This window comes from Streptomyces sp. NPDC102490 (genome assembly GCF_044765285.1).
GTDB lineage: Bacteria > Actinomycetota > Actinomycetes > Streptomycetales > Streptomycetaceae > Streptomyces.
Genome location: NZ_JBIWJU010000001.1, coordinates 145,705 through 163,853, shown reverse-complemented (window position 1 = coordinate 163,853; position 18,149 = coordinate 145,705). Strand labels below are relative to the sequence as shown.

The window sequence follows — 18,149 nt, the reverse complement described above, 5'->3', positions numbered from 1 at the left end:
CGGGAATCAAGGCTACGCCTACCGGCCCCCGAAGGTCAGGCCGGGCCCGTTCATCGTCGCGTAAGTCACATCACAGACTGTGTTTCGGCGCTGGAAATGGCGGGAAACAAGCGAGGTTCCGCTACGTGCGGGATCGGGAGACCGCGACCCGGCGCCTCGAAAACGCGGGTCCGTGCCTGATCACACGTGTCCGCCAGGGCGGACGCAGTGGATCTTGGTGCTCCGCTGCGAACCCTACGTCAACCGGTCGTCGACGGCAGGCCCGGAAGAGTGATGAGGATCCGGCAGCCCCGCTCGGATTCGGCCACGCCGATCCGGCCGCCGTGCAGATCCACCGCCCAGCGCGCGATGGCGAGGCCGAGACCGGTGCCGCCGTCGCTGCCCGGACCGTGCGGCCGGGACACCGACCCCCGGTTGAACCGCTCGAACACCCGGCGCCACTCCGAGCGCGGAATGCCGGGGCCCTCGTCGAGCACCTCCAGCTCCAGCGACTCGGGCAGCTCCCCGCGCCGCGCCCGGACCGTCACCCGGCCGTGCGGCGGGCTGTGCTTGACGGCGTTGTCGATGAGGTTGGCGACGACCTGGTGGATGCGCTCGGGGTCGGCGTGCGCGGTCAGCTCCGGCGGGAAGACGTCCAGGGCCAGGTGCACGTCGGTGCGGGTGTGGCTGCCGGAGCCGGAGGCGATGCCCGCGCGCGCGGAGGCGACCATGTTGGCCTCCTTCAGCACGCCCGACAGGTACGGCCACACCTCGAAGCGCCGCTTGCGCAGCGGTATGACGCCGTTGTCCAGGCGGGAGAGGTCCAGCAGCGTCTCCACCAGCCGGCCGAGCCGCTCGGTCTGGCCGAGCGCGGTGCGCATGGTCTCCGGGTCGGCCTCGGTGACGCCGTCGACGATGTTCTCCAGCACCGCGCGCAGGCCCGCGATCGGGGTGCGCAGCTCGTGCGAGACGTTCGCCACCAGCTCCTTGCGCTGGAGGTCCTGGGCCTCCAGGTCGTCGGCCATGCGGTTGATGGTGACGGCCAGGTCGCCCAGCTCGTCGCGGCGGTTCTCGCGCACCCGGCGGGTGTAGTCGCCGTGCGAGATGGACCGGGCCACCGCGTTCATCTCGTCCAGCGGCGCGGTCAGCGAGTGCGCCACGAACTGCGTGATCAGCAGGGTGGCGATCATCGAGAACACCGTGATGAAGCGCAGCTCCGTCTTGGTGTGCACCGCGATCACCGACAGGCCGGTGGTGATCAGTACCGACGTGACGACCAGCGCGCCCAGCTTGGTCTTGATCGAGAACGGGCGTACGCCGCCCCAGGACTCCCCGGAGTGCCGAGAGCCGGGGCTCCTCCGTGCGGCTTCCCGTTCTCGGCTCATGGCGTCGGCGTCTCCAGCGCGTAGCCCACGCCGTGCACGGTGCGGATGCGCTCGGCGCCGATCTTCCGGCGCAACGCCTTGATGTGGCTGTCCACGGTCCGGGTGCCGGAGGCGTCCGCCCAGTCCCACACCTCGGCGAGCAGCTGCTCGCGGGAGAGGACCGCGCGAGGGGTGTTCGCCAGGCAGACCAGCAGGTCGAACTCGGTCGGCGTGAGGTGGACGTCCTCACTGCGCACCCGCACCCGGCGCTGCGCGTGGTCGATCTCCAGTTCGCCCAGGCGCAGGATGCCGCTGCGCGGCGTCGAGGCGGCCACCACGGCCCGCTCGACCCGCCGCAGCAGCACGTGCACGCGGGCGGCCAGCTCGCGCATCGAGAACGGCTTGGTCATGTAGTCGTCGGCGCCCACGCCGAGGCCGACCAGCATGTCCGTCTCGTCGTCGCGCGCGGTGAGCATCAGCACCGGCACCGGCCGCTGGGCCTGCACGCGCCGGCAGACCTCCAGGCCGTCGAAGCCGGGCAGCATGATGTCGAGGATCAGCAGGTCGGGCTGCCATGCCTCGGCCGTGTCGACGGCGGACGGACCGTCGCCCGCCGTTTGCACCAGGAACCCCTCGGCGCGCAGCCGGGTCGCGATGGCGTCCACGATCGTCTGATCGTCCTCGACCACCAGCACCCGACGCTGGGCGCCCTGGGTGGCCGTGCCGTTGTGGGAGGTCTGTGTCTGCTCCATCGCCCGCCCCTGAGGTGTGCTTTACGGAATCCGTGGGGTGATCCCATGACTGCGCTTGACGCTTGAATGATCCGCGTCAGGGCAGCAGCGTACGGGGAGTCACCACGCCTTTGCTATCCAGGCCCGACGCCGATGTGCACGACGTCCGGAACGCCCCGGGCAACGGGGATCTCTTCGGTACGCACCTGCTGGAAACCGGCATTACGCAAGGTTTCTTCGAATTCCGGAGAGGGCTGCGCGGACCATACGGCGAGCACTCCGCCGGGCCTCAACAGGCGTGCGCAGCCCGCCAGTCCGGCCGGTGCGTACAGCCCGTCGTTGCCCTCGGTGACGGTCCAGCCGGGGCCGTTGTCGATGTCCAGGCACAGGGCGTCGTACGTGTCGGATGTCTCATTGACGTACGCGACCAGGTCCGCCTCGACGACCTCCGTGCGGGGGTCGGCCAGCGCGTCGGCGGAGAGCGCGGCCAGCGGTCCGGTGCGGTGCCAGTCGATGATGGCGCCCTCGCGTTCGACGACCGCGATCCGGCCCCAGCGGGGGTCGGCGGCCGCGTGGGCGAGGGAGAAGCCGACGCCGAGTCCGCCGATGAGCAGGTGCGGCGCGGTCCGTCCGCCGGAGGCGGCCAGCGCGTCGGCCGCCGCGTCGACCAGCCGCCGCTCCGACCGCCCGTCGGAGGTGTCCATCAGGAAGCAGCCGTTGGCGATGATCTGGAGCAGGGTCCCGTGCCGGCGCAGGACCACCTCGCCGTACGGACCCTCGCGGCGGTCCAGCACCTCGGCGGGCTCGGGGGAGTCGTGGGTAGGGAGGGGCATCGGCCCATCCTGGCACCCGCCCCGCGCAGGAATGCCGCCCGGTCCGGCGGTGCTGTCCCCGGAGGCGGGATGTACCCCCGGAGCTTGATCGCTGAGAGCGAACATCCCTTGGGGAACAATCAGGGGCTCCCTTTCATTGAGTCGGTGTAACTCAACTTGACTGCCGAAGGGGAGATCATGGCTGCTGAGTCCGCCGCCTTCACACCGCTCACCCTGCCCGTGCTGCCGCTCGACGACGAAGTGGTCCTGCCCGGAATGGTCGTCCCCCTGGACCTGAGCGACGCCGAGGTGCGGGCCGCGGTGGAGGCCGCCCAGGCCGCCGCCAGGTCCGAGCCCGGCAAGCCCCGGGTCCTGCTCGTCCCGCGCATCGACGGCACCCACGCCGCCACCGGCGTGCTCGGCACGGTGGAGCAGGTCGGCCGCCTGGCCGACGGCGACCCCGGCGCCCTGATCCGCGGCCGTGACCGGGTGCGCATCGGCGCCGGCACCACCGGCCCGGGCGCCGCGCTCTGGGTCGAGGGCACCCGGGTCGACGAGACCGTTCCCGATCCGCTGCCCGGCCAGGTCACCGAGCTGGTGAAGGAGTACAAGGCTCTCGCCACCGCGTGGCTGCGCAAGCGCGGCGCCTGGCAGGTCGTCGACCGGGTCCAGGCCATCGACGACGTGTCCGCGCTCGCCGACAACTCCGGTTACTCGCCGTTCCTGAGCACCGAGCAGAAGGTCGAGCTGCTCGAGACCACCGATCCGGTCGCCCGCCTGAAGCTCGCCACCCAGCAGCTGCGCGACCACCTCGCCGAACAGGACGTCGCCGAGACCATCGCCAAGGACGTCCAGGAGGGCGTCGACAAGCAGCAGCGCGAGTTCCTGCTGCGCCGCCAGCTCGAAGCCGTCCGCAAGGAGCTGCGCGAGATCAACGGCGAGCAGGAGGGCGAGGAGTCCGACGACTACCGTGCCCGGGTGGAGGCCGCCGACCTGCCCGAGAAGGTCCGCGAGGCCGCGCTCAAGGAGGTCGACAAGCTGGAGCGGTCCTCCGACCAGTCGCCCGAGGGCTCCTGGATCCGCACCTGGCTCGACACGGTCCTGGAGATGCCGTGGAGCGAGCGCACCGAGGACGCCTACGACATCCGGGGCGCCCAGGCCGTGCTCGACGCCGAGCACGCGGGCCTGGAGGACGTGAAGGAGCGCATCACCGAGTACCTGGCCGTGCGCAAGCGGCGCGGCGACCGGGGCCTCGGCGTGGTCGGCGGCCGGCGCGGCGGTGCCGTACTGGCCCTGGTCGGTCCGCCCGGCGTCGGCAAGACCAGCCTCGGCGAGTCCGTCGCCCATGCGATGGGCCGCAAGTTCGTCCGCGTCGCCCTCGGCGGCGTCCGCGACGAGGCCGAGATCCGCGGTCACCGGCGTACCTACGTCGGCGCGCTGCCCGGCCGGATCGTGCGGGCGATCAAGGAGGCGGGGTCGATGAACCCGGTCGTCCTGCTCGACGAGATCGACAAGGTGGGCTCCGACTTCCGGGGCGACCCGGCCGCCGCGCTGCTGGAGGTCCTGGACCCGGCCCAGAACCACACCTTCCGGGACCACTACCTGGAGGTGGAGCTGGACCTGTCCGACGTGGTCTTCCTCGCCACCGCCAACGTCCTGGAGGCCATCCCGGAGGCCCTGCTCGACCGCATGGAGCTGGTCCGCCTCGACGGCTACACCGAGGACGAGAAGGTCGTCATCGCCCGTGACCACCTGCTCCCGCGCCAGCTGGAGCGGGCCGGACTGGACGCCGACGAGGTCACCGTCGACGAGGGCGCGCTGCGCAAGCTGGCGGGCGAGTACACCCGCGAGGCGGGCGTGCGCACCCTGGAGCGGTCCATCGCGCGGCTGCTGCGCAAGGTGGCGGCCCAGCACGAGCTGGGCGAGCGGGAGCTGCCGTTCACCGTCACCGACGGCGACCTGCGCGAGCTGATCGGCCGGCCGCACCACGTGCCCGAGTCCGCCCAGGACCCGGCCGAGCGGCGCACCGCGGTGCCCGGCGTGGCCACCGGTCTCGCGGTCACCGGCGCGGGCGGCGACGTCCTCTACGTCGAGGCGTCGCTGGCCGACCCGGAGACCGGCGCGGCGGGTCTGACGCTGACCGGTCAGCTGGGCGACGTGATGAAGGAGTCGGCGCAGATCGCGCTGAGCTTCCTGCGCAGCCACGGCGCCGAGCTGGAACTGCCGGTGGGCGACCTCAAGGACCGGGGAGCGCACATCCACTTCCCGGCGGGCGCGGTCCCCAAGGACGGCCCGAGCGCCGGCGTCACCATGACCACGGCCCTCGCCTCGCTGCTCTCGGGCCGGCTGGTCCGCACCGACGTGGCGATGACCGGCGAGGTCTCGCTGACCGGGCGGGTGCTGCCGATCGGCGGGGTCAAGCAGAAGTTGCTCGCCGCGCACCGGGCGGGGATCACCACGGTGATCATCCCCAAGCGCAACGAGCCCGACCTGGACGACGTCCCGGCCCAGGTGCTGGACACGCTCGACGTCCACGCCGTCACCGACGTCCGCCAGGTCCTGGAGCTGGCGCTCGCACCGGCGACCAACGGTGCGGAGCGTGAGGTTCCGGTCGCGGCGTGACGGACGCGCACCCAAGGGGCGAAGGCCCGGGTCCCGTGAGGGGGCCCGGGCCTTCGCCCGCGAGCGAGGGGCCGTCAGCCGTTGGCGAGGGCCTGGACGCGGTCCAGCGCGCCGTTGAACTTGTTGTGATCGCCGACGGTCGGACCGGACGACGTGTACTGCCACATCGTGTAGTAGCCCCAGCCGGCCGGCAGGGTGCCCACCGTCGTGGCGTACCGGGCGATCCACAGCGGGTTGTACGCGGCGAAACCGCCGTAGTTGCCGGTGCACTGGGTCCACCAGCTGGTGGCCGTGTAGATGACAGCGTCCCGGCCGGTGCGCGCCTTGTACGTGTTCAGGAAGTCGCGGATCCAGGAGACCATCGCGCTCTGCGACATGCCGTAGCAGGCGGCGCCGTACGGGTTCCACTCGATGTCGAGCGCGCCCGGCAGCGTCCTGCCGTCCCTGGACCAGCCGCCGCCGTGGTCGACGAAGTAGTTGGCCTGGGTGGCGCCGCTCGTCGTGTCCGGGGTGGCGAAGTGGTACGCGCCCCGGATCATGCCGACGTTGTAGGAGCCGTTGTACTGCTGGGCGAAGTAGGGGTTGGTGTAGTACGTCCCCTCGGTGGCCTTGGCGTAGGCCCACCTGACGCCGCTGTTCCACAGGGTCGACCAGGCGACGTTGCCCTGGTGGCTGGAGACGTCGACGCCCTCCGTCTGGGCCGCGCGGCCCGGGACGGGGGTGCCGTGTTCGCCGTCGTGGGCCGCGACGCCCATGCCCATGTGGGCGGAGCCGCGCGGCGGGACGTCCGCGGACGACGCGGCGTCGGCGGGAAGGGTGAACACGAGGGAGAACGCGGCGAGCAGGATTCCGGTGACGGCGAACCGCCGTCCACGGGCCGATCCGGATCTGTGCACGAGCATGACGTGCCTCCGCTGGCTCGGTGGTGCTCGGTGGGGGTTGCGCGGGTGGGGAGACCTGGATGGCGTGCGCATGCCATCCGGAGGTGCGGTGAAAACTCTACGCACGTAGAAACGGCGGGTGGAAGAGGACCGGGAGCCGCCGTTGGTCTAAGCCTGCGAAATACTTGGCGAGCTGCGGCGATGGCGGCCCGTGGCGGAAACTTTCAGGACCGGAAAATCGAGGCAGGGGCTGACGTGCACGAAGACGGGAACGGCGGCGGTCGCGCAGGCGAAGCCCGCCTGTCCGGCGGTGGTGTGAACCAACCCGAGTTCCTCGCCCTGGAACGGGAGCTGACCGTCCTGCTGCGACGGGCACGGGCCAACCAGGGGGAGATGGCCCGGGAGGTCCACCCTGACCTGGAGTCGTCCGCGTACGGCCTGCTCGTCCGGCTCGGCGAGTGCGGCGGCCAGCGCGCCACCGACCTCGCCGCCTTCATCGGCGTCGGCAAGGCGACGATGTCCCGCCAGCTGCGCGCCCTGGAGGACCTCGGACTCGTCGCCCGCGAGCCGGACCCCGCGGACGGCCGGGCCTGGCTGGTCACCCTCACCCCGGAGGGCCAGGCACGCGTCGGCCGGGTCCGGGAGGCCCGCCGTGCCCGGTACGCCCGCCGGCTCGCCGACTGGGACCCGCGCGAGGTGACGGAACTGGCCCGGCTGCTGCACGAACTCAACCGGGGGATGGAGAGGTAGGACCGGCGCAGGACGTCCGTCTCACCACTCGGCTCACAACTCGGCGTAGACCACCGTCGCGTCGTCGTGCGTCTTGCTGCGCCCGAGGAACGCCCGGTCGCCCGCCGCGTCCGCGCGCTCCAGCTCCCGCACCCGGTCCACCAGCGCCTGCGCGCCCTGCTTGCGCACCAGCGTCAGGCAGTCCGCCCAGTCGCCCTCCCCGAACTTCTCCACCCACCGCGCCGCCCCGTCCGTCAGCGCCGCCAGCGTCCGCACCCCCTCCCGCGGCAGCACCCCCGTCACGGCGCGCGCCGCCACCCCGGGGTCGGCCGCGGCCGTGAAGAAGCCGCCCTCCCTGTTGCGCAGTTCGGCGTCGATCACCGCATCGCTCACCAGTGCCGAGCGCGGCAGCCGGGACAGCCGGTCGTCCAGGACGGGCGTGAGGGTGCCGTCGGACGCCTCCACCAGCAGGGCCGAGTCGGACAGGACCAGGTACTCGACCGCGGCCGGGGACCAGCGGGCGAGAACCACGGTTGCCTGCGGTGTGCGCGGGTGAGAAAGGTCACAGGTTTCCGCGTGGGCCGTCGCGGTACGAGCGATGGCGCGGGACAGGACGTCGGCGAGGGGGAGATCCGGGAGTGAAACGGTCAGTTCGGTCAGCGCCCCACCCAGGCGCGCCGTGAACCACGGCACGGAATGCAGACAGCCCGTCGCGGTCCGTGGCGGCGTCACGCCGTCCAGCACGACGAGTGAGCCGCCCTGTCCGGAGGCCGGTAGTGCGACGCTCGCGAAGTCCTCGTTGGGCTGGTCGGCGAGGCCTGGTTCCGAGACGAGTTCCGTACGCATCCGGCCAGTCTGCACGACCCCTTCACGGCGTTCGCACAAGGTCGGCATCCTCCTGCGGACCTCCCGGAATCGAGGCCCCGGCGCAGGTCAGGCGCCGGATTTGAGGTGGAATTCCAGCCTCCGGCGGCGCGTGGCGGCACATAGTGCCACCGCCCGTCGCAGACGTCCAACCGGCTCGCCGGACACCCGTGCGGCACGAGCCGGGGGAACTTGCTCCTCAACTCCCCTCCGGGGTTCACTCCTTCGGGTGGCGGGTCGGATGATGCGCACTCACCGCCCACCGGCACTGGGAGGGTCGGGAACCGGTGGGGGGCCTGCCCCGCTCACGCGGTCTCCCCGCCCGACGCGCTGCCGGCGGCAGGGAAACAGCCCAGCGCCCGGCGGAGGGTGCACGCGCCCCCGACCGGCCAGTTGACGGAGCGCCACCCGGACCCCCGGGTACACGAGTCAGGAATGCGAGCACCGGTGCAGAAGACGCGGCCTCGTCGCACAGGCAAGCAGACGGCCCCCGTGGGGAGCGCGGAGCGCACCCCCGGCACCTCCACCCCTCCGCACCAGCCGGAGGCCCCCGTCGGCAAGGGCCGTCCCACCCACGTACGCAACCGCCTCATCGTCGCGGTGGCCGTCGTGGCAGCCGCCGTCGCCGGAGCCGGAGCCCCGTCGGTCGTGGCCGCCTCCGGGCAACTGCACGACTCCCAGGAACTGGTGACGCTCGCCGAGCAGACCCAGAGCGCGCTGACCCTCGCCCACTCCCTCGCCGACGAGCGCGACGAGGTCACCCCGTACATCGCGGCCGGCCGCCCCCAGTCCAAGGCGCCCTCCGAGCAGCGCAGCGCCCGCGTCGACCGCCAGGTGGAGGAGCTGCGCGCCGACTCCGACACGCCCGCCTCCCTGCGCGAGGACCTCGACGCCGTCGCCGCGCTGCGCCGCGCCGCCCTCACCGGCAAGAGCACCGCGCTCCAGGCCCACGAGGCGTACTCGGAGGCGATCACCGAACTCCACGCCCTGGCCGAGAAGCTGGGCGAGCAGATGCCGCCCCGCGCGGGCTCCGGTGCGTACGCCCTCGCCGAGCTGGACACCGCCGTCCAGCAGGCCGCCGCCACCCGCGGGCTGCTGCTGGCGGCGCTGAACGTGCCGAGCACCACCGAGACCGTCATCGACCCGCTCACCGGCCTGCCGACCGATACGACCGGCACCTCGGACGCCGACGCCGAGCAGCGCGACGCCCTCGCCGCCGCCGCGCAGCAGGCCCGGGTGCGCTCCGACGCGGCCCTCGCCGACTTCCGCGAGGGCGCCCCCAAGGAGGCGCGGAGCAGCTTCGACGCCACCGTCGCCGGGCCCGAGGTCAACTCGGCCGAGAAGTACCTGGCCGGCCTCACCGACCAGCCGACGCTCTCCGACGGCGACCTGCGCACCAGCACCAAGCGGCTGGACGCCGTGCTCTCCGCCCGCGTGGACGCGATGCGCGGCGCCGAGTCCGCGCTGTACGAGAAGCGCGTCCAGGCCCTGGAGCAGCTGCGCGACGACGACGTCACCGCGCTGGAGATCCGGATCGCCGTCCTCGGCGCCCTGATCCTGCTCGCCGTCGGCATCGCCACCGCCCTGGCCCGCACCCTCACCCGTCCGCTGTCGGTGCTGCGCCGCGGCTCGGCCCGGCTGGCCGAGGCGGAGGACCCGACGGCTCAGGAGCCGGTCGCCTTCACCGGCCGCAACGACGAGTTCGCCCAGGTGGTCCGCTCCGTCAACGCCCTGCACGCGCACGCCGCGACGCTCGCCGGGCGGGTCGCCACGCTGGAGTCCGACCGCAAGCACCTGGTCGGCCAGCGGCAGAAGATGGCCGACGCCCGGGAGGAACTGCGCGCCGAACTCGCCGAGTCCGCCGCCCAGCTGGAGGTGGTGCGCAAGAGCATCGGCTCCACCTTCGTCAACCTGGCGCTGCGCACCCTCGGTCTGGTCGAGCGGCAACTGGCCGTCATCGAGAGCCTGGAGGAGCGCGAGCAGGACCCGGACCGCCTGGCCACCCTGTTCAAGCTCGACCACTTCGCCACGGTCATGCGCCGGCACAGCGAGAACCTCCTCGTCCTCGCCGGTACCGAGCACGTCCAGCACAGCGCCTCCCCGGTGCCGCTGGTCGACGTGGTGCGGGCCGCGGTCAGCGAGATCGAGCGGTACGAGCGGGTGCGCATCGCCGCGCTGCCGCCGCACGCCCACGTGGCCGGGTTCGCCGCCGACGACCTCTCCCACCTGCTGGCCGAGCTGATGGAGAACGCCACCTCCTTCTCGCCGCCCGACCTGCCCGTCGAGGTCTCCGGCTGGCTCCTGGAGAACGGCGAGGTGATGCTCTCCGTCCAGGACGAGGGCATCGGCATGGCCACCGAACGCCTCCAGCGGCTCAACGCCCGCCTCACCGACTTCGACCCGAACGCGCCGTACGACCAGGAGGGCGAGGACGGCCTCGGGCTCGGCCTCTACGTCGTCGCCCGGCTCGCCCACCGGCACGGGGCGCGGGTCCGGCTGCGCGAGCAGAAGCAGGGCGGCGTCGCGGCCGTCGTCGTCCTCCCGAGCCCCCTGCTCGCGGCGGCCCCTCCGGCCGCGCTGGCCCCGACCGTGCCGGTGTCCGACACCACCGGCTCCTTCACCCTCCCCGGCGCCGACGCGGAGGCCAACTCCAACGTCCTGCACGGCCGAGCGGAAAAGGGCCCCCAGGAGAGCCCGGACCCCCTGGTGGCCTCAGCGGAACGCGCCGTACACCGAGCCGAGTCGGAGACGGGCGCCGGGTCCGAGGCGGGTTCCGCGCCCGAGGAAGACACCGGGTCCGAGGAGGGCACCGGGTCCGAGGGGGTCTCTGAGACCGAGGTGGCCTCCGGATCGGAGGCGGCCCCCAGGTCCGAGGCGAGCTTCGAACCCGACGCGGGCTCCGGGGTCGACCCGGATCCCCGGTCCGAGGCCGATTCTGGGTTCGGGGCTGGCTCCGGGGCCGATGCGGGCACCGGGCCTGAGGTGGGCTCCGGGGTCGGTCCGGACTCCCGGTCCGAGGCGGTCACCGAGATTGGCGTGGGTTCCGAGTCCGCCCCTTGGCGGCCCGACGCGGGCACTGCGGGCGACCCGGGTTTCCGGACTGAGGCTGGCTCGGGGTCCATGGCAGGCACCGGGGCCGGGGCTGGCTCCCGGCCCGAGGGACTCGCCGCGTCCCACCCGGGCTCCGAGCCCGAGGTGGGCCCCCCGGCCCACAGGGACTCCGTATCCGAGGCGCGCTCCGGGAGCGACACGGCCCCAGGGCCCGAGGCGCCCTCCGAGTCCGTCGCGGGCGGTGAGCTGGAGCGCACCGAGGCGGTCGCCGGCACGCCCGCCCCGGCCTCCGTGACGCCCCCGGCGTCGGAGCCCGTCGCGGACCCGGACCGCGGGACCCCTCGGGACTCCGCCCCGGACACCGAGCCGGACGCCGTCCCGGAGCGGCCGGCCGACGGCCAGGCGCCGGAGACGGACACGGACCCGCGTCCCGGCGGGGACACCGCGGCGGGTCAGGAGCCCGGAGAGGAGGCGTCGTCCCGTGGGGCGGCGCAGGCCTCCGGCCACGATCTGCCCGACGATGCCACGATGGCGTTGCTGCTGCCCCCGGTGCCCCCGGAACCGTCGGAGACACCGGCACCGGAACGGCCCGCGCCGGAGTCCGACGCCGCCCGCATCCCCGGCCCCCGTGCCGCCGACGCCTACGCCATCGGGCCCGACGCCCACGACCGCACCCCGGACGAGGGCACCGGACGGACCGAGCCCGCCGAGCCGGTCACCGAGAAGGGGCTGCCCAAGCGGACCCCGAAGCTCACCACGCCCGCGGCGGCCCCACGGCCGCGCCCGTCGGGTTCCGTCGACGCCGACGCGCTCCGCCGCCGCCTGGGCGGATTCCGCCGGGGGGCGGAGGCGGGCCGCCGCGACGTCGAGGCGGAGATCGCGGACCGCACCGGACCGCACCAGGCGCCGGTCGACGCGGACACAACCGAAGAAGCCACGGGGGGCACTGTCGAGGAGGCAAGCAGTTGACCGCGCCCAGTACCTTCGGACTGAGCAGTGAAGCCCGCAATCTCCACTGGCTGCTGGCCAACCTCGTCGAGGAGGTGCCCGGCATCCAGTCGGTCGCCGTGGTCTCCTCCGACGGGCTCCTGCTCCTGTCCTCCGATCCCGGCCGCAACGAGGAGGCCCGGCAAGCCCGCGAGACACCCCGGACGGGCCCGCGCGGCTCCGCCGCCGACCTGGCCACCGTCGTCTCCGGCGTCGGCAGCCTGACCGTCGGCGCCGCCCGGCTGATGGACTTCGGCACCGTCAAGCACACGATGGTCGCCATGGAGGAGGGCAGCCTGTTCGTGATGTCGATCAGCGACGGCTCGCTGCTCGGCGTACACGGCTCCGCGGACTGCGACATGAGCGTCGTGGCGTACCACATGGCGCTCTTCGTCGGCCGCGCCGGCCACGTCCTGAACCCCGAACTCCGCACCGAGCTGCGGAAATCCCTGGAGTCCGAGTCGACGGGGAGTGCCCGATGAGCAGCAGTCCCGCCATGAACGGCCGGGGGCACCTCCCCGTGCGCGGCGCCGACCGCAAACCCGCCCGGGTGCGCCCCTACTCGCTCACCGGCGGCCGGACCCGCTTCGGCCACGTCCTGCTCGTGGAGACGTTCGTCGGCGCCACGGCCGGCACCGCCGCGCTCGAAGCCGCCGAGGAGCGCAAGGAACTGACGAACGGCGGCCTCACCTCCCGCGTGATGCCGGAGATGCGGGCCATCGTCGAACTGTGCCGCCGGATGCGTACGGTGGCCGAGATCGCCGCGCTGCTGAAGATGCCGCTCGGCGTGGTCCGCGTGCTCCTCAGCGACCTGGCGGACCAGGGAAAGATCCGTGTGTACGGCACCGGGACCGGCCACGGCACGGGCCGCCCGGACCGCGCTCTGCTCGAAAGGGTGCTCAGTGGACTCCGTCGTCTCTGACGCCGCCGCGTTCGGCGTCCCCCCGCTCGTCGACACCGACGGGCCCGTGCAGCCCTGGCAGACGGACCCCACCCGCGCGCCGATCGCCACGAAGATCGTCGTCGCGGGAGGTTTCGGCGTCGGCAAGACCACGCTGGTCACCGCCGTCTCGGAGATCACGCCCTTGCAGACCGAGGCGCTGATGACCGAGGCGAGCGAGGAGACCGACGACCTCACCGCCACCCCGGGCAAGCTCACCACCACCGTGGCCATGGACTTCGGCCGCATCACGCTCGACGACGACCTGGTGCTCTACCTGTTCGGCACCCCGGGCCAGCAGCGCTTCTGGTTCATGTGGGACGACCTGGTGCGCGGCGCGATCGGCGCCGTGGTGCTGGCCGACACCCGCCGCCTGAAGGACTGCTGGCCGGCGCTGGACTACTTCGAGAGCTGCGGACTGCCGTACGTCGTCGCGGTCAACCACTTCGACGGCAGCGAGCTGTTCGAGGCGGAGGACGTGCGGGAGGCGTTGACGATCCCGGCGCACATACCTGTAATGATCATGGATGCGCGCCGTCGGATCTCGGCCATCGAGACCCTCTTGTCCCTCGTGGGCCACGCGCTCGACGAAACACCCGAGTAGACGAACCCCCAGTAGGAGACGGAAAACCGCATGCGGAAGATACTCGTCGTCGGAGCCGGCCAGTCCGGTCTCCAGCTCGCCCTCGGCCTTCAGTCGCACGGCTACGAGGTCACCCTGATGTCCAACCGGACCGCGGACGAGATCCGCACCGGCCGGGTCATGTCGACGCAGTGCATGTTCCACACGGCACTCCAGCACGAGCGCGATCTCCAGCTGAACTTCTGGGAGTCCCAGGCCCCGAAGATCGAGGGGCTCGGCGTCTCGGTGGCGGCCCCCGGCTCCTTCGACCCGGGCCCCTCGCAGCGCGCGATCGACTGGCTGGGGCACCTGGACGGCTACGCGCAGTCGGTCGACCAGCGGGTGAAGATGGCGGGCTGGATGGAGACCTTCGCGCAGCGCGGCGGCCAGCTGGTCATCCACGGCGCGGCCGTCGGCGACCTGGACTACTTCTCCCGCGCCTACGACCTCGTGCTGGTCTCCGCGGGCAAGGGCGAGCTGGTCCAGATGTTCGGCCGCGACGCCTCCCGCTCCCCGTACAGCGAGCCGCAGCGCGCCCTCGCCGTCGCCTACGTCCACGGGATGGGCCCGCGCCCCGAGCACCCGGAGACGGAGGCCGTGCGCTGCAACCTGGTGCCGGGCGTCGGCGAGCTGTTCGTCATGCCGACGTTCACCACCTCGGGCCGCGCCGACATCCTCTTCTGGGAGGGCATACCCGGCGGCCCGCTCGACGTCTTCAAGGACGTCAAGGACCCCTCGGAGCACCTCTCCCTGACCCTGGAACTCATGGAGAAGTTCCTGCCCTGGGAGTACGCGCGGGCCACCAAGGTCGAACTGACCGACGCCGGCGGCACCCTGGCCGGCCGCTACGCCCCGACCGTCCGCAATCCGATCGGCCGCCTCCCCGGCGGCGGACTGGTCCTCGGCGTGGCCGACGTGGTCGTCGCCAACGACCCGATCACCGGCCAGGGCTCCAACTCCGCCTCCAAGTGCGCCGCCACCTACCTCGCCTCGATCCTGGAGCACGGCGACAAGGAGTTCGACGAGACCTGGATGCAGCAGACCTTCGACCGCTACTGGCAGACGGCCCAGCACGTCACCAAGTGGACCAACGCCATGCTCGCCCCGCCGCCGGAGCACGTCCTCAACCTGATCGGCGCCGCCGGCCAGCTCCAGCCGGTCGCCGACCGCTTCGCCAACGGCTTCAACGACCCGGCCGACTTCGAGAACTTCTTCTACGACCCGGCGAAGACCGAGGGCTACCTGATGGAGGTCTCGGGCGCGGCCGGCGCGTAGGCGTCCGCGTACCCCTGGTCCGACCCGTCCGCAGCCCCCGCCGGGAGCCTCGGCGGGGTGTAGCTCCGTACCGGCTCCCCGCCGGGGTCGGGGCGTACGGCGCCCAGGACCGGGTTGGCGGCGATCGGCGACACCTTGACGTCGGCGCCGGGGCGGGGCGCCTGGACCACCCTGCCGTCGCCGAGGTACATCGCCACGTGGGTGGCCTCGGGGAAGTACACCACCAGGTCGCCGGGGCGCAGCTCGTCCAGCGGCACGTGGTCGAGGCGCGCCCACTGCTCCTGGCTGGTCCGCGGGATCGGCGTCCCGGCCCGCTCCCAGGCCACCGAGGTCAGTCCGGAGCAGTCGTACGACGCCGGGCCCTCGGCGCCCCACTCGTACGGCTTGCCGAGCTGCTCCACCGCGAAGCGCACCGCCCGGTCGCCCTCGGCGGACGGCTTGGCGTCGTCGCCCAGCGAGCCGGACGCCAGGAACCGCTCCTGCTCCTCGTCGGCCCCGCTCTTCTCCAGCTCCGCCAGGGCGGCCAGTTGCTCGGGGGTGAGGGAGGCGAGCATTTCCTCGACGGCGCGCAGGCGCTCGCGCACGGCGTCCCGCTCCTTCTCCTGGCGCGCGGCGAGGGCCACCTGCGCGTCCAGGGCCGCACGGGCCCGCCCGGCCAGCTCGTCGGCCTTCTTCGTGTCGCCGGTGAGCCGCCCCACCGTCTCGGCCCGCTCCTTGGACAGCCGGCCGATCACATGCCCCTGGTCGAGGGCGTGCTGCGGGTCGCGGGCCAGCAGCAGCCGCAGGTAGGGGGAGAGGTTGCTGCTGCTCTGGTACTGCTGCCGGGCCAGCCGTCCGGCCGCGCCGCGGCTGTCCCGCAGCGACAGCCGGGTCCGGGTCAGCTCGGCGTTCAGCCGCAGCACCCGCGCGCGCTGCTTCTTCAGCCGCTCCTCGGTGCCGTTGTAGGTCTCGGTGGCCTTCTCCGCCTCGCGGTACAGCCGCTGAAGATCCGTCAGCAGTCCTGCCACGGTGCGGTCGCCGGCCGCGCCCTCGGCCGGTCCGGGGGCGGGTTCGGCCGCGGCGGGCCCGGGCGCGAGGACGATCCCGGTCGCCACCACCGCGGTGCACACCAGCCGCAGAAGCCTTCCTGACACGCCATCACCTCCGCTGCGGGGCGGCGGGTCCGCTCCGCAACGTGAGCATGTGGCGGGACGGCGGGCCGCGCGCGCCGAGTGTGCGCGGATCGGCGCAAGGGGGTCACCCGTGCGCGTCGTCCGGCTTGCCGCGCGGCGTGGCGTCTGGATCGGCGGCCGCCGGACGGTCCGGTTTCGACCACGGCCACTTCCGCCCGGTACCCCGCTTGCCCGAGGGGTCGTACGCGTACTTCCACCGGGCGAACCCCATTCCGCCCCGCGCGTGGCGGGGCACGCGCCGGTACACCAGCACGGTGGGCGGGCCGCCGTCCGGGTCCGGGACGGGGATGCGGTACGTCTTCGGCGGGTGCCCGGTCATGCCGACCAGGACGGGCAGCACGCGTCCGTCCATGGGGCCGCCCTCGAAGGGGGTGTCTTCGCTCTTCACGGCACCAGTGTCGGTGATCGGCGCACCGGTGCCGGCGGCCGGAGCGCGCTCAGAGGTCCGCCGCCAGCGCCTCGACCAGCGTCGCGGTCTGCGGGTCGCGGCGGGCGGTGACCGTCAGCACCGCGAGGAACTGCTCCACCAGCCAGTCCCGCAGCTCGTCCACGGGCGGTTGCTTGTCCTCGTCCAGCCAGATCAGCGAGGCCGCCTCCACCGCCGTGATCCACATCCGGACGGTCATCCGCAGCCGGGGGCCGGGCTCGGCGACGTCCAGGTGGCGCATGATGTGGTCGGCGGCGGCCCGGCGCACCCCGTCCACGATGCCCGAGGTCTGCGAGGTCTCGACCACGCTGCCGCCGCGCAGCAGGGCGCTGAAGCCGGTGTCGTGCTGGTCGACGAAGGCCAGGTAGCGGTCCAGGGCACGGGAGAGCCGGGCCAGCAGCGGGCCCTCGCGGGGTTCGTCGAAGCACAGCCGCAGCTCGTCGGCGGCGGACCTGAGCGCGGCCTCGTACAGCTGCTGCTTGCCGCCGGGGAAGTAGCGGTAGACCAGCGGCCGCGAGACCCCGGCCTGCTCGGCCACGTCGTCCAGCGAGACCTCCTCCGGCGGCCGGTGCGCGAAGAGGGCGAGCGCCGCCTCCAGCAACTGGACGCGGCGCTCCTCGACGCTGAGTCGGCGGTAGGCGGGGGTGGGGGCCTGCGGGGTCATGAACCGCAGCGTAACCCGCACGAACCGGGGCCCACCCACGTCGGCGGACCGGACCGGCCGGACTACGCCAGCAGTCCCGACGACCGCCACAGCCTCCGGCCGGCCCCGCGCAGTACGCCGATGTCGTCCAGGAAGTCGGTGAGGCGCTTCGCGCCGGTCTGCATGATCTCCCTGCGGTGGCCGCTGGCCTGGACCTGGGCCAGGGCCTCCCGCTTGTCCAGGCCGACGTTCGTGTACACCTCGGGGTTGATGAAGGCCTTGGAGAAGACGCGGGCGAACTCGCCGGAGGTGACCCGGGTGAACTCCTGCGACCACTTCGGGGCCGTCACCATCTGCCGGCGCAGCTCCTCACGGGCGTACCGCACGTGCCGGGCCTCCTCCACGACGTGGATGCGCGTGACGCCCCGGATCAGCGGCTGGACCCGCTCGTCCGGGAAGGTCAGCCGCTGCATCCAGTCCAGGACCTCCTCGCCGAGCAGCGTGGCGGTGAAGGAGCCGGGCGTGGTGGAGATCGTCTTGAACAGGCGCCCCAGGTGCTGGTGGACCGGGCTCACCGGGTACCACGGGGTCTCGCCGCGGGATATCAGCCGGGCGAACATCTTCGAGTGCCGGCACTCGTCCTCGATCTCGGTGAGCGCGTAGCGCACGTGGGCGCTCGTCGCCGCCTTGTCGTAGATGTGCCGGACCAGGAGCTGCATCAGGATCAGCTCGAACCAGATGCCGAGCGAGGCGAGCGCGGCGGCCTCGTGCTGGGAGAGCGCGATGCGCTGCTCCTCGCTCATCCGGTCCCACATCGGCGTGTCGTACAGCGACACCAGCTCCGGCGGCCAGAACCACTTGCCGTCCTCGAACGGCGCGTCCCAGTCCAGCTCCTTGTCGGGGTCGAAGGAGTGCTTGGCGGACGAGTCGAGCAGCCGTTCGGCCACCTGCTCCCGGTCCTTGAGCAGGCCGAGCGCGTCGCGCAGGCCCTCGAGCGCGTCGGCTTCCGTCAGCGTCGTCATGGCTGTGTCCCACCTCGTCGAACAGATC

The 18,149-nt window shown here is 72.8% G+C and carries 16 protein-coding genes; 7 read left to right on the top strand and 9 right to left on the bottom strand.

Annotated features, from left to right (window positions below; translation table 11 throughout):
* Window positions 1-239: 239 nt before the first annotated feature.
* The 3 genes from ACIRGB_RS00775 to ACIRGB_RS00765 form a co-directional block, all read right to left on the bottom strand.
* Window positions 240-1,364: a sensor histidine kinase gene (locus ACIRGB_RS00775; protein WP_403857083.1), complete on the bottom strand. Its 1,125-nt coding sequence runs from the start codon at window positions 1,362-1,364 to the stop codon at window positions 240-242.
* A complete protein-coding gene (locus ACIRGB_RS00770; RefSeq protein WP_003973686.1) occupies window positions 1,361-2,095 on the bottom strand; it encodes a response regulator transcription factor in 735 nt (244 codons plus the stop codon). Before ACIRGB_RS00770 ends, ACIRGB_RS00775 begins: the two co-directional genes overlap by 4 nt.
* A 113-nt stretch (window positions 2,096-2,208) precedes the next feature.
* On the bottom strand, window positions 2,209-2,907 hold the full coding sequence (locus ACIRGB_RS00765; RefSeq protein WP_403857080.1) for a spermidine synthase: 699 nt from the start codon (window positions 2,905-2,907) through the stop codon (window positions 2,209-2,211).
* Between the two features lie 177 nt (window positions 2,908-3,084).
* Here ACIRGB_RS00765 and lon point away from each other — a divergent pair, with 177 nt between their 5' ends.
* On the top strand, window positions 3,085-5,508 hold the full coding sequence (lon, locus tag ACIRGB_RS00760; RefSeq protein ID WP_403857077.1) for an endopeptidase La: 2,424 nt from the start codon (window positions 3,085-3,087) through the stop codon (window positions 5,506-5,508).
* Between the two features lie 74 nt (window positions 5,509-5,582).
* Here the strand turns inward: lon and ACIRGB_RS00755 are convergent, their stop codons facing one another.
* Entirely contained in the window at window positions 5,583-6,410 is an 828-nt protein-coding gene (locus tag ACIRGB_RS00755; protein WP_403857074.1) for a lysozyme, read from the bottom strand.
* A gap of 234 nt (window positions 6,411-6,644) precedes the next feature.
* Here ACIRGB_RS00755 and ACIRGB_RS00750 point away from each other — a divergent pair, with 234 nt between their 5' ends.
* Complete coding sequence (locus tag ACIRGB_RS00750; protein WP_403857071.1) at window positions 6,645-7,139, top strand: MarR family winged helix-turn-helix transcriptional regulator; 495 nt, start codon at window positions 6,645-6,647, stop codon at window positions 7,137-7,139.
* Window positions 7,140-7,172: 33 nt separating this feature from the next.
* Here ACIRGB_RS00750 and ACIRGB_RS00745 read toward each other — a convergent pair whose 3' ends face one another.
* Complete coding sequence (locus ACIRGB_RS00745) at window positions 7,173-7,964, bottom strand: protein phosphatase 2C domain-containing protein (RefSeq protein ID WP_403857068.1); 792 nt, start codon at window positions 7,962-7,964, stop codon at window positions 7,173-7,175.
* A 453-nt stretch (window positions 7,965-8,417) separates the two neighbouring features.
* Between ACIRGB_RS00745 and ACIRGB_RS00740 the strand changes: the two genes are divergently transcribed.
* The 5 genes from ACIRGB_RS00740 to ACIRGB_RS00720 are packed head-to-tail and all read left to right on the top strand — an operon-like array spanning window position 8,418 to window position 14,857.
* Entirely contained in the window at window positions 8,418-12,002 is a 3,585-nt protein-coding gene (locus tag ACIRGB_RS00740; RefSeq protein WP_403857065.1) for a nitrate- and nitrite sensing domain-containing protein, read from the top strand.
* Window positions 11,999-12,502, top strand: a complete 504-nt coding sequence (locus ACIRGB_RS00735; RefSeq protein ID WP_403857062.1) for a roadblock/LC7 domain-containing protein — start codon at window positions 11,999-12,001, stop codon at window positions 12,500-12,502. The genes ACIRGB_RS00740 and ACIRGB_RS00735 overlap by 4 nt, the downstream gene beginning before the upstream one ends.
* Window positions 12,499-12,942, top strand: coding sequence for a DUF742 domain-containing protein (locus tag ACIRGB_RS00730; protein ID WP_403857059.1), 444 nt, complete (start codon window positions 12,499-12,501; stop codon window positions 12,940-12,942). Before ACIRGB_RS00735 ends, ACIRGB_RS00730 begins: the two co-directional genes overlap by 4 nt.
* On the top strand, window positions 12,923-13,564 hold the full coding sequence (locus ACIRGB_RS00725) for a GTP-binding protein (RefSeq protein WP_403857056.1): 642 nt from the start codon (window positions 12,923-12,925) through the stop codon (window positions 13,562-13,564). The genes ACIRGB_RS00730 and ACIRGB_RS00725 overlap by 20 nt, the downstream gene beginning before the upstream one ends.
* A gap of 30 nt (window positions 13,565-13,594) precedes the next feature.
* Window positions 13,595-14,857, top strand: coding sequence for a styrene monooxygenase/indole monooxygenase family protein (locus tag ACIRGB_RS00720; protein ID WP_403857053.1), 1,263 nt, complete (start codon window positions 13,595-13,597; stop codon window positions 14,855-14,857).
* On the opposite strand, the gene ACIRGB_RS00715 is transcribed toward ACIRGB_RS00720, so the two are convergent.
* From ACIRGB_RS00715 to ACIRGB_RS00700, 4 genes are all read right to left on the bottom strand, one after another.
* Entirely contained in the window at window positions 14,821-15,990 is a 1,170-nt protein-coding gene (locus ACIRGB_RS00715; protein ID WP_403857050.1) for an NlpC/P60 family protein, read from the bottom strand. The two genes, ACIRGB_RS00720 and ACIRGB_RS00715, sit on opposite strands and share 37 nt — an antisense overlap.
* Before the next feature lie 103 nt (window positions 15,991-16,093).
* On the bottom strand, window positions 16,094-16,417 hold the full coding sequence (locus ACIRGB_RS00710; protein WP_403857047.1) for a hypothetical protein: 324 nt from the start codon (window positions 16,415-16,417) through the stop codon (window positions 16,094-16,096).
* 49 nt (window positions 16,418-16,466) lie between these two features.
* Window positions 16,467-17,120 (bottom strand): TetR/AcrR family transcriptional regulator, encoded by a 654-nt coding sequence (locus ACIRGB_RS00705; protein WP_403857044.1) that lies wholly within the window; start codon window positions 17,118-17,120, stop codon window positions 16,467-16,469.
* A 62-nt stretch (window positions 17,121-17,182) separates the two neighbouring features.
* Complete coding sequence (locus ACIRGB_RS00700) at window positions 17,183-18,121, bottom strand: diiron oxygenase (protein WP_403857041.1); 939 nt, start codon at window positions 18,119-18,121, stop codon at window positions 17,183-17,185.
* Window positions 18,122-18,149 lie beyond the last annotated feature (28 nt).

Excerpts from the sequence above, each read along its gene's own strand:
- ACIRGB_RS00775 (WP_403857083.1), bottom strand. The coding sequence starts at position 1,364 with ATGAGCCGAGAACGGGAAGCCGCACGGAGGAGCCCCGGCTCTCGGCAC.
- ACIRGB_RS00705 (WP_403857044.1), bottom strand. The coding sequence starts at position 17,120 with ATGACCCCGCAGGCCCCCACCCCCGCCTACCGCCGACTCAGCGTCGAG.
- ACIRGB_RS00730 (WP_403857059.1), top strand. The coding sequence starts at position 12,499 with ATGAGCAGCAGTCCCGCCATGAACGGCCGGGGGCACCTCCCCGTGCGC.
- ACIRGB_RS00770 (WP_003973686.1), bottom strand. The coding sequence starts at position 2,095 with ATGGAGCAGACACAGACCTCCCACAACGGCACGGCCACCCAGGGCGCC.
- ACIRGB_RS00745 (WP_403857068.1), bottom strand. The coding sequence starts at position 7,964 with ATGCGTACGGAACTCGTCTCGGAACCAGGCCTCGCCGACCAGCCCAAC.
- ACIRGB_RS00720 (WP_403857053.1), top strand. The coding sequence starts at position 13,595 with ATGCGGAAGATACTCGTCGTCGGAGCCGGCCAGTCCGGTCTCCAGCTC.
- lon (WP_403857077.1), top strand. The coding sequence starts at position 3,085 with ATGGCTGCTGAGTCCGCCGCCTTCACACCGCTCACCCTGCCCGTGCTG.
- ACIRGB_RS00700 (WP_403857041.1), bottom strand. The coding sequence starts at position 18,121 with ATGACGACGCTGACGGAAGCCGACGCGCTCGAGGGCCTGCGCGACGCG.
- ACIRGB_RS00740 (WP_403857065.1), top strand. The coding sequence starts at position 8,418 with ATGCGAGCACCGGTGCAGAAGACGCGGCCTCGTCGCACAGGCAAGCAG.
- ACIRGB_RS00755 (WP_403857074.1), bottom strand. The coding sequence starts at position 6,410 with ATGCTCGTGCACAGATCCGGATCGGCCCGTGGACGGCGGTTCGCCGTC.
- ACIRGB_RS00765 (WP_403857080.1), bottom strand. The coding sequence starts at position 2,907 with ATGCCCCTCCCTACCCACGACTCCCCCGAGCCCGCCGAGGTGCTGGAC.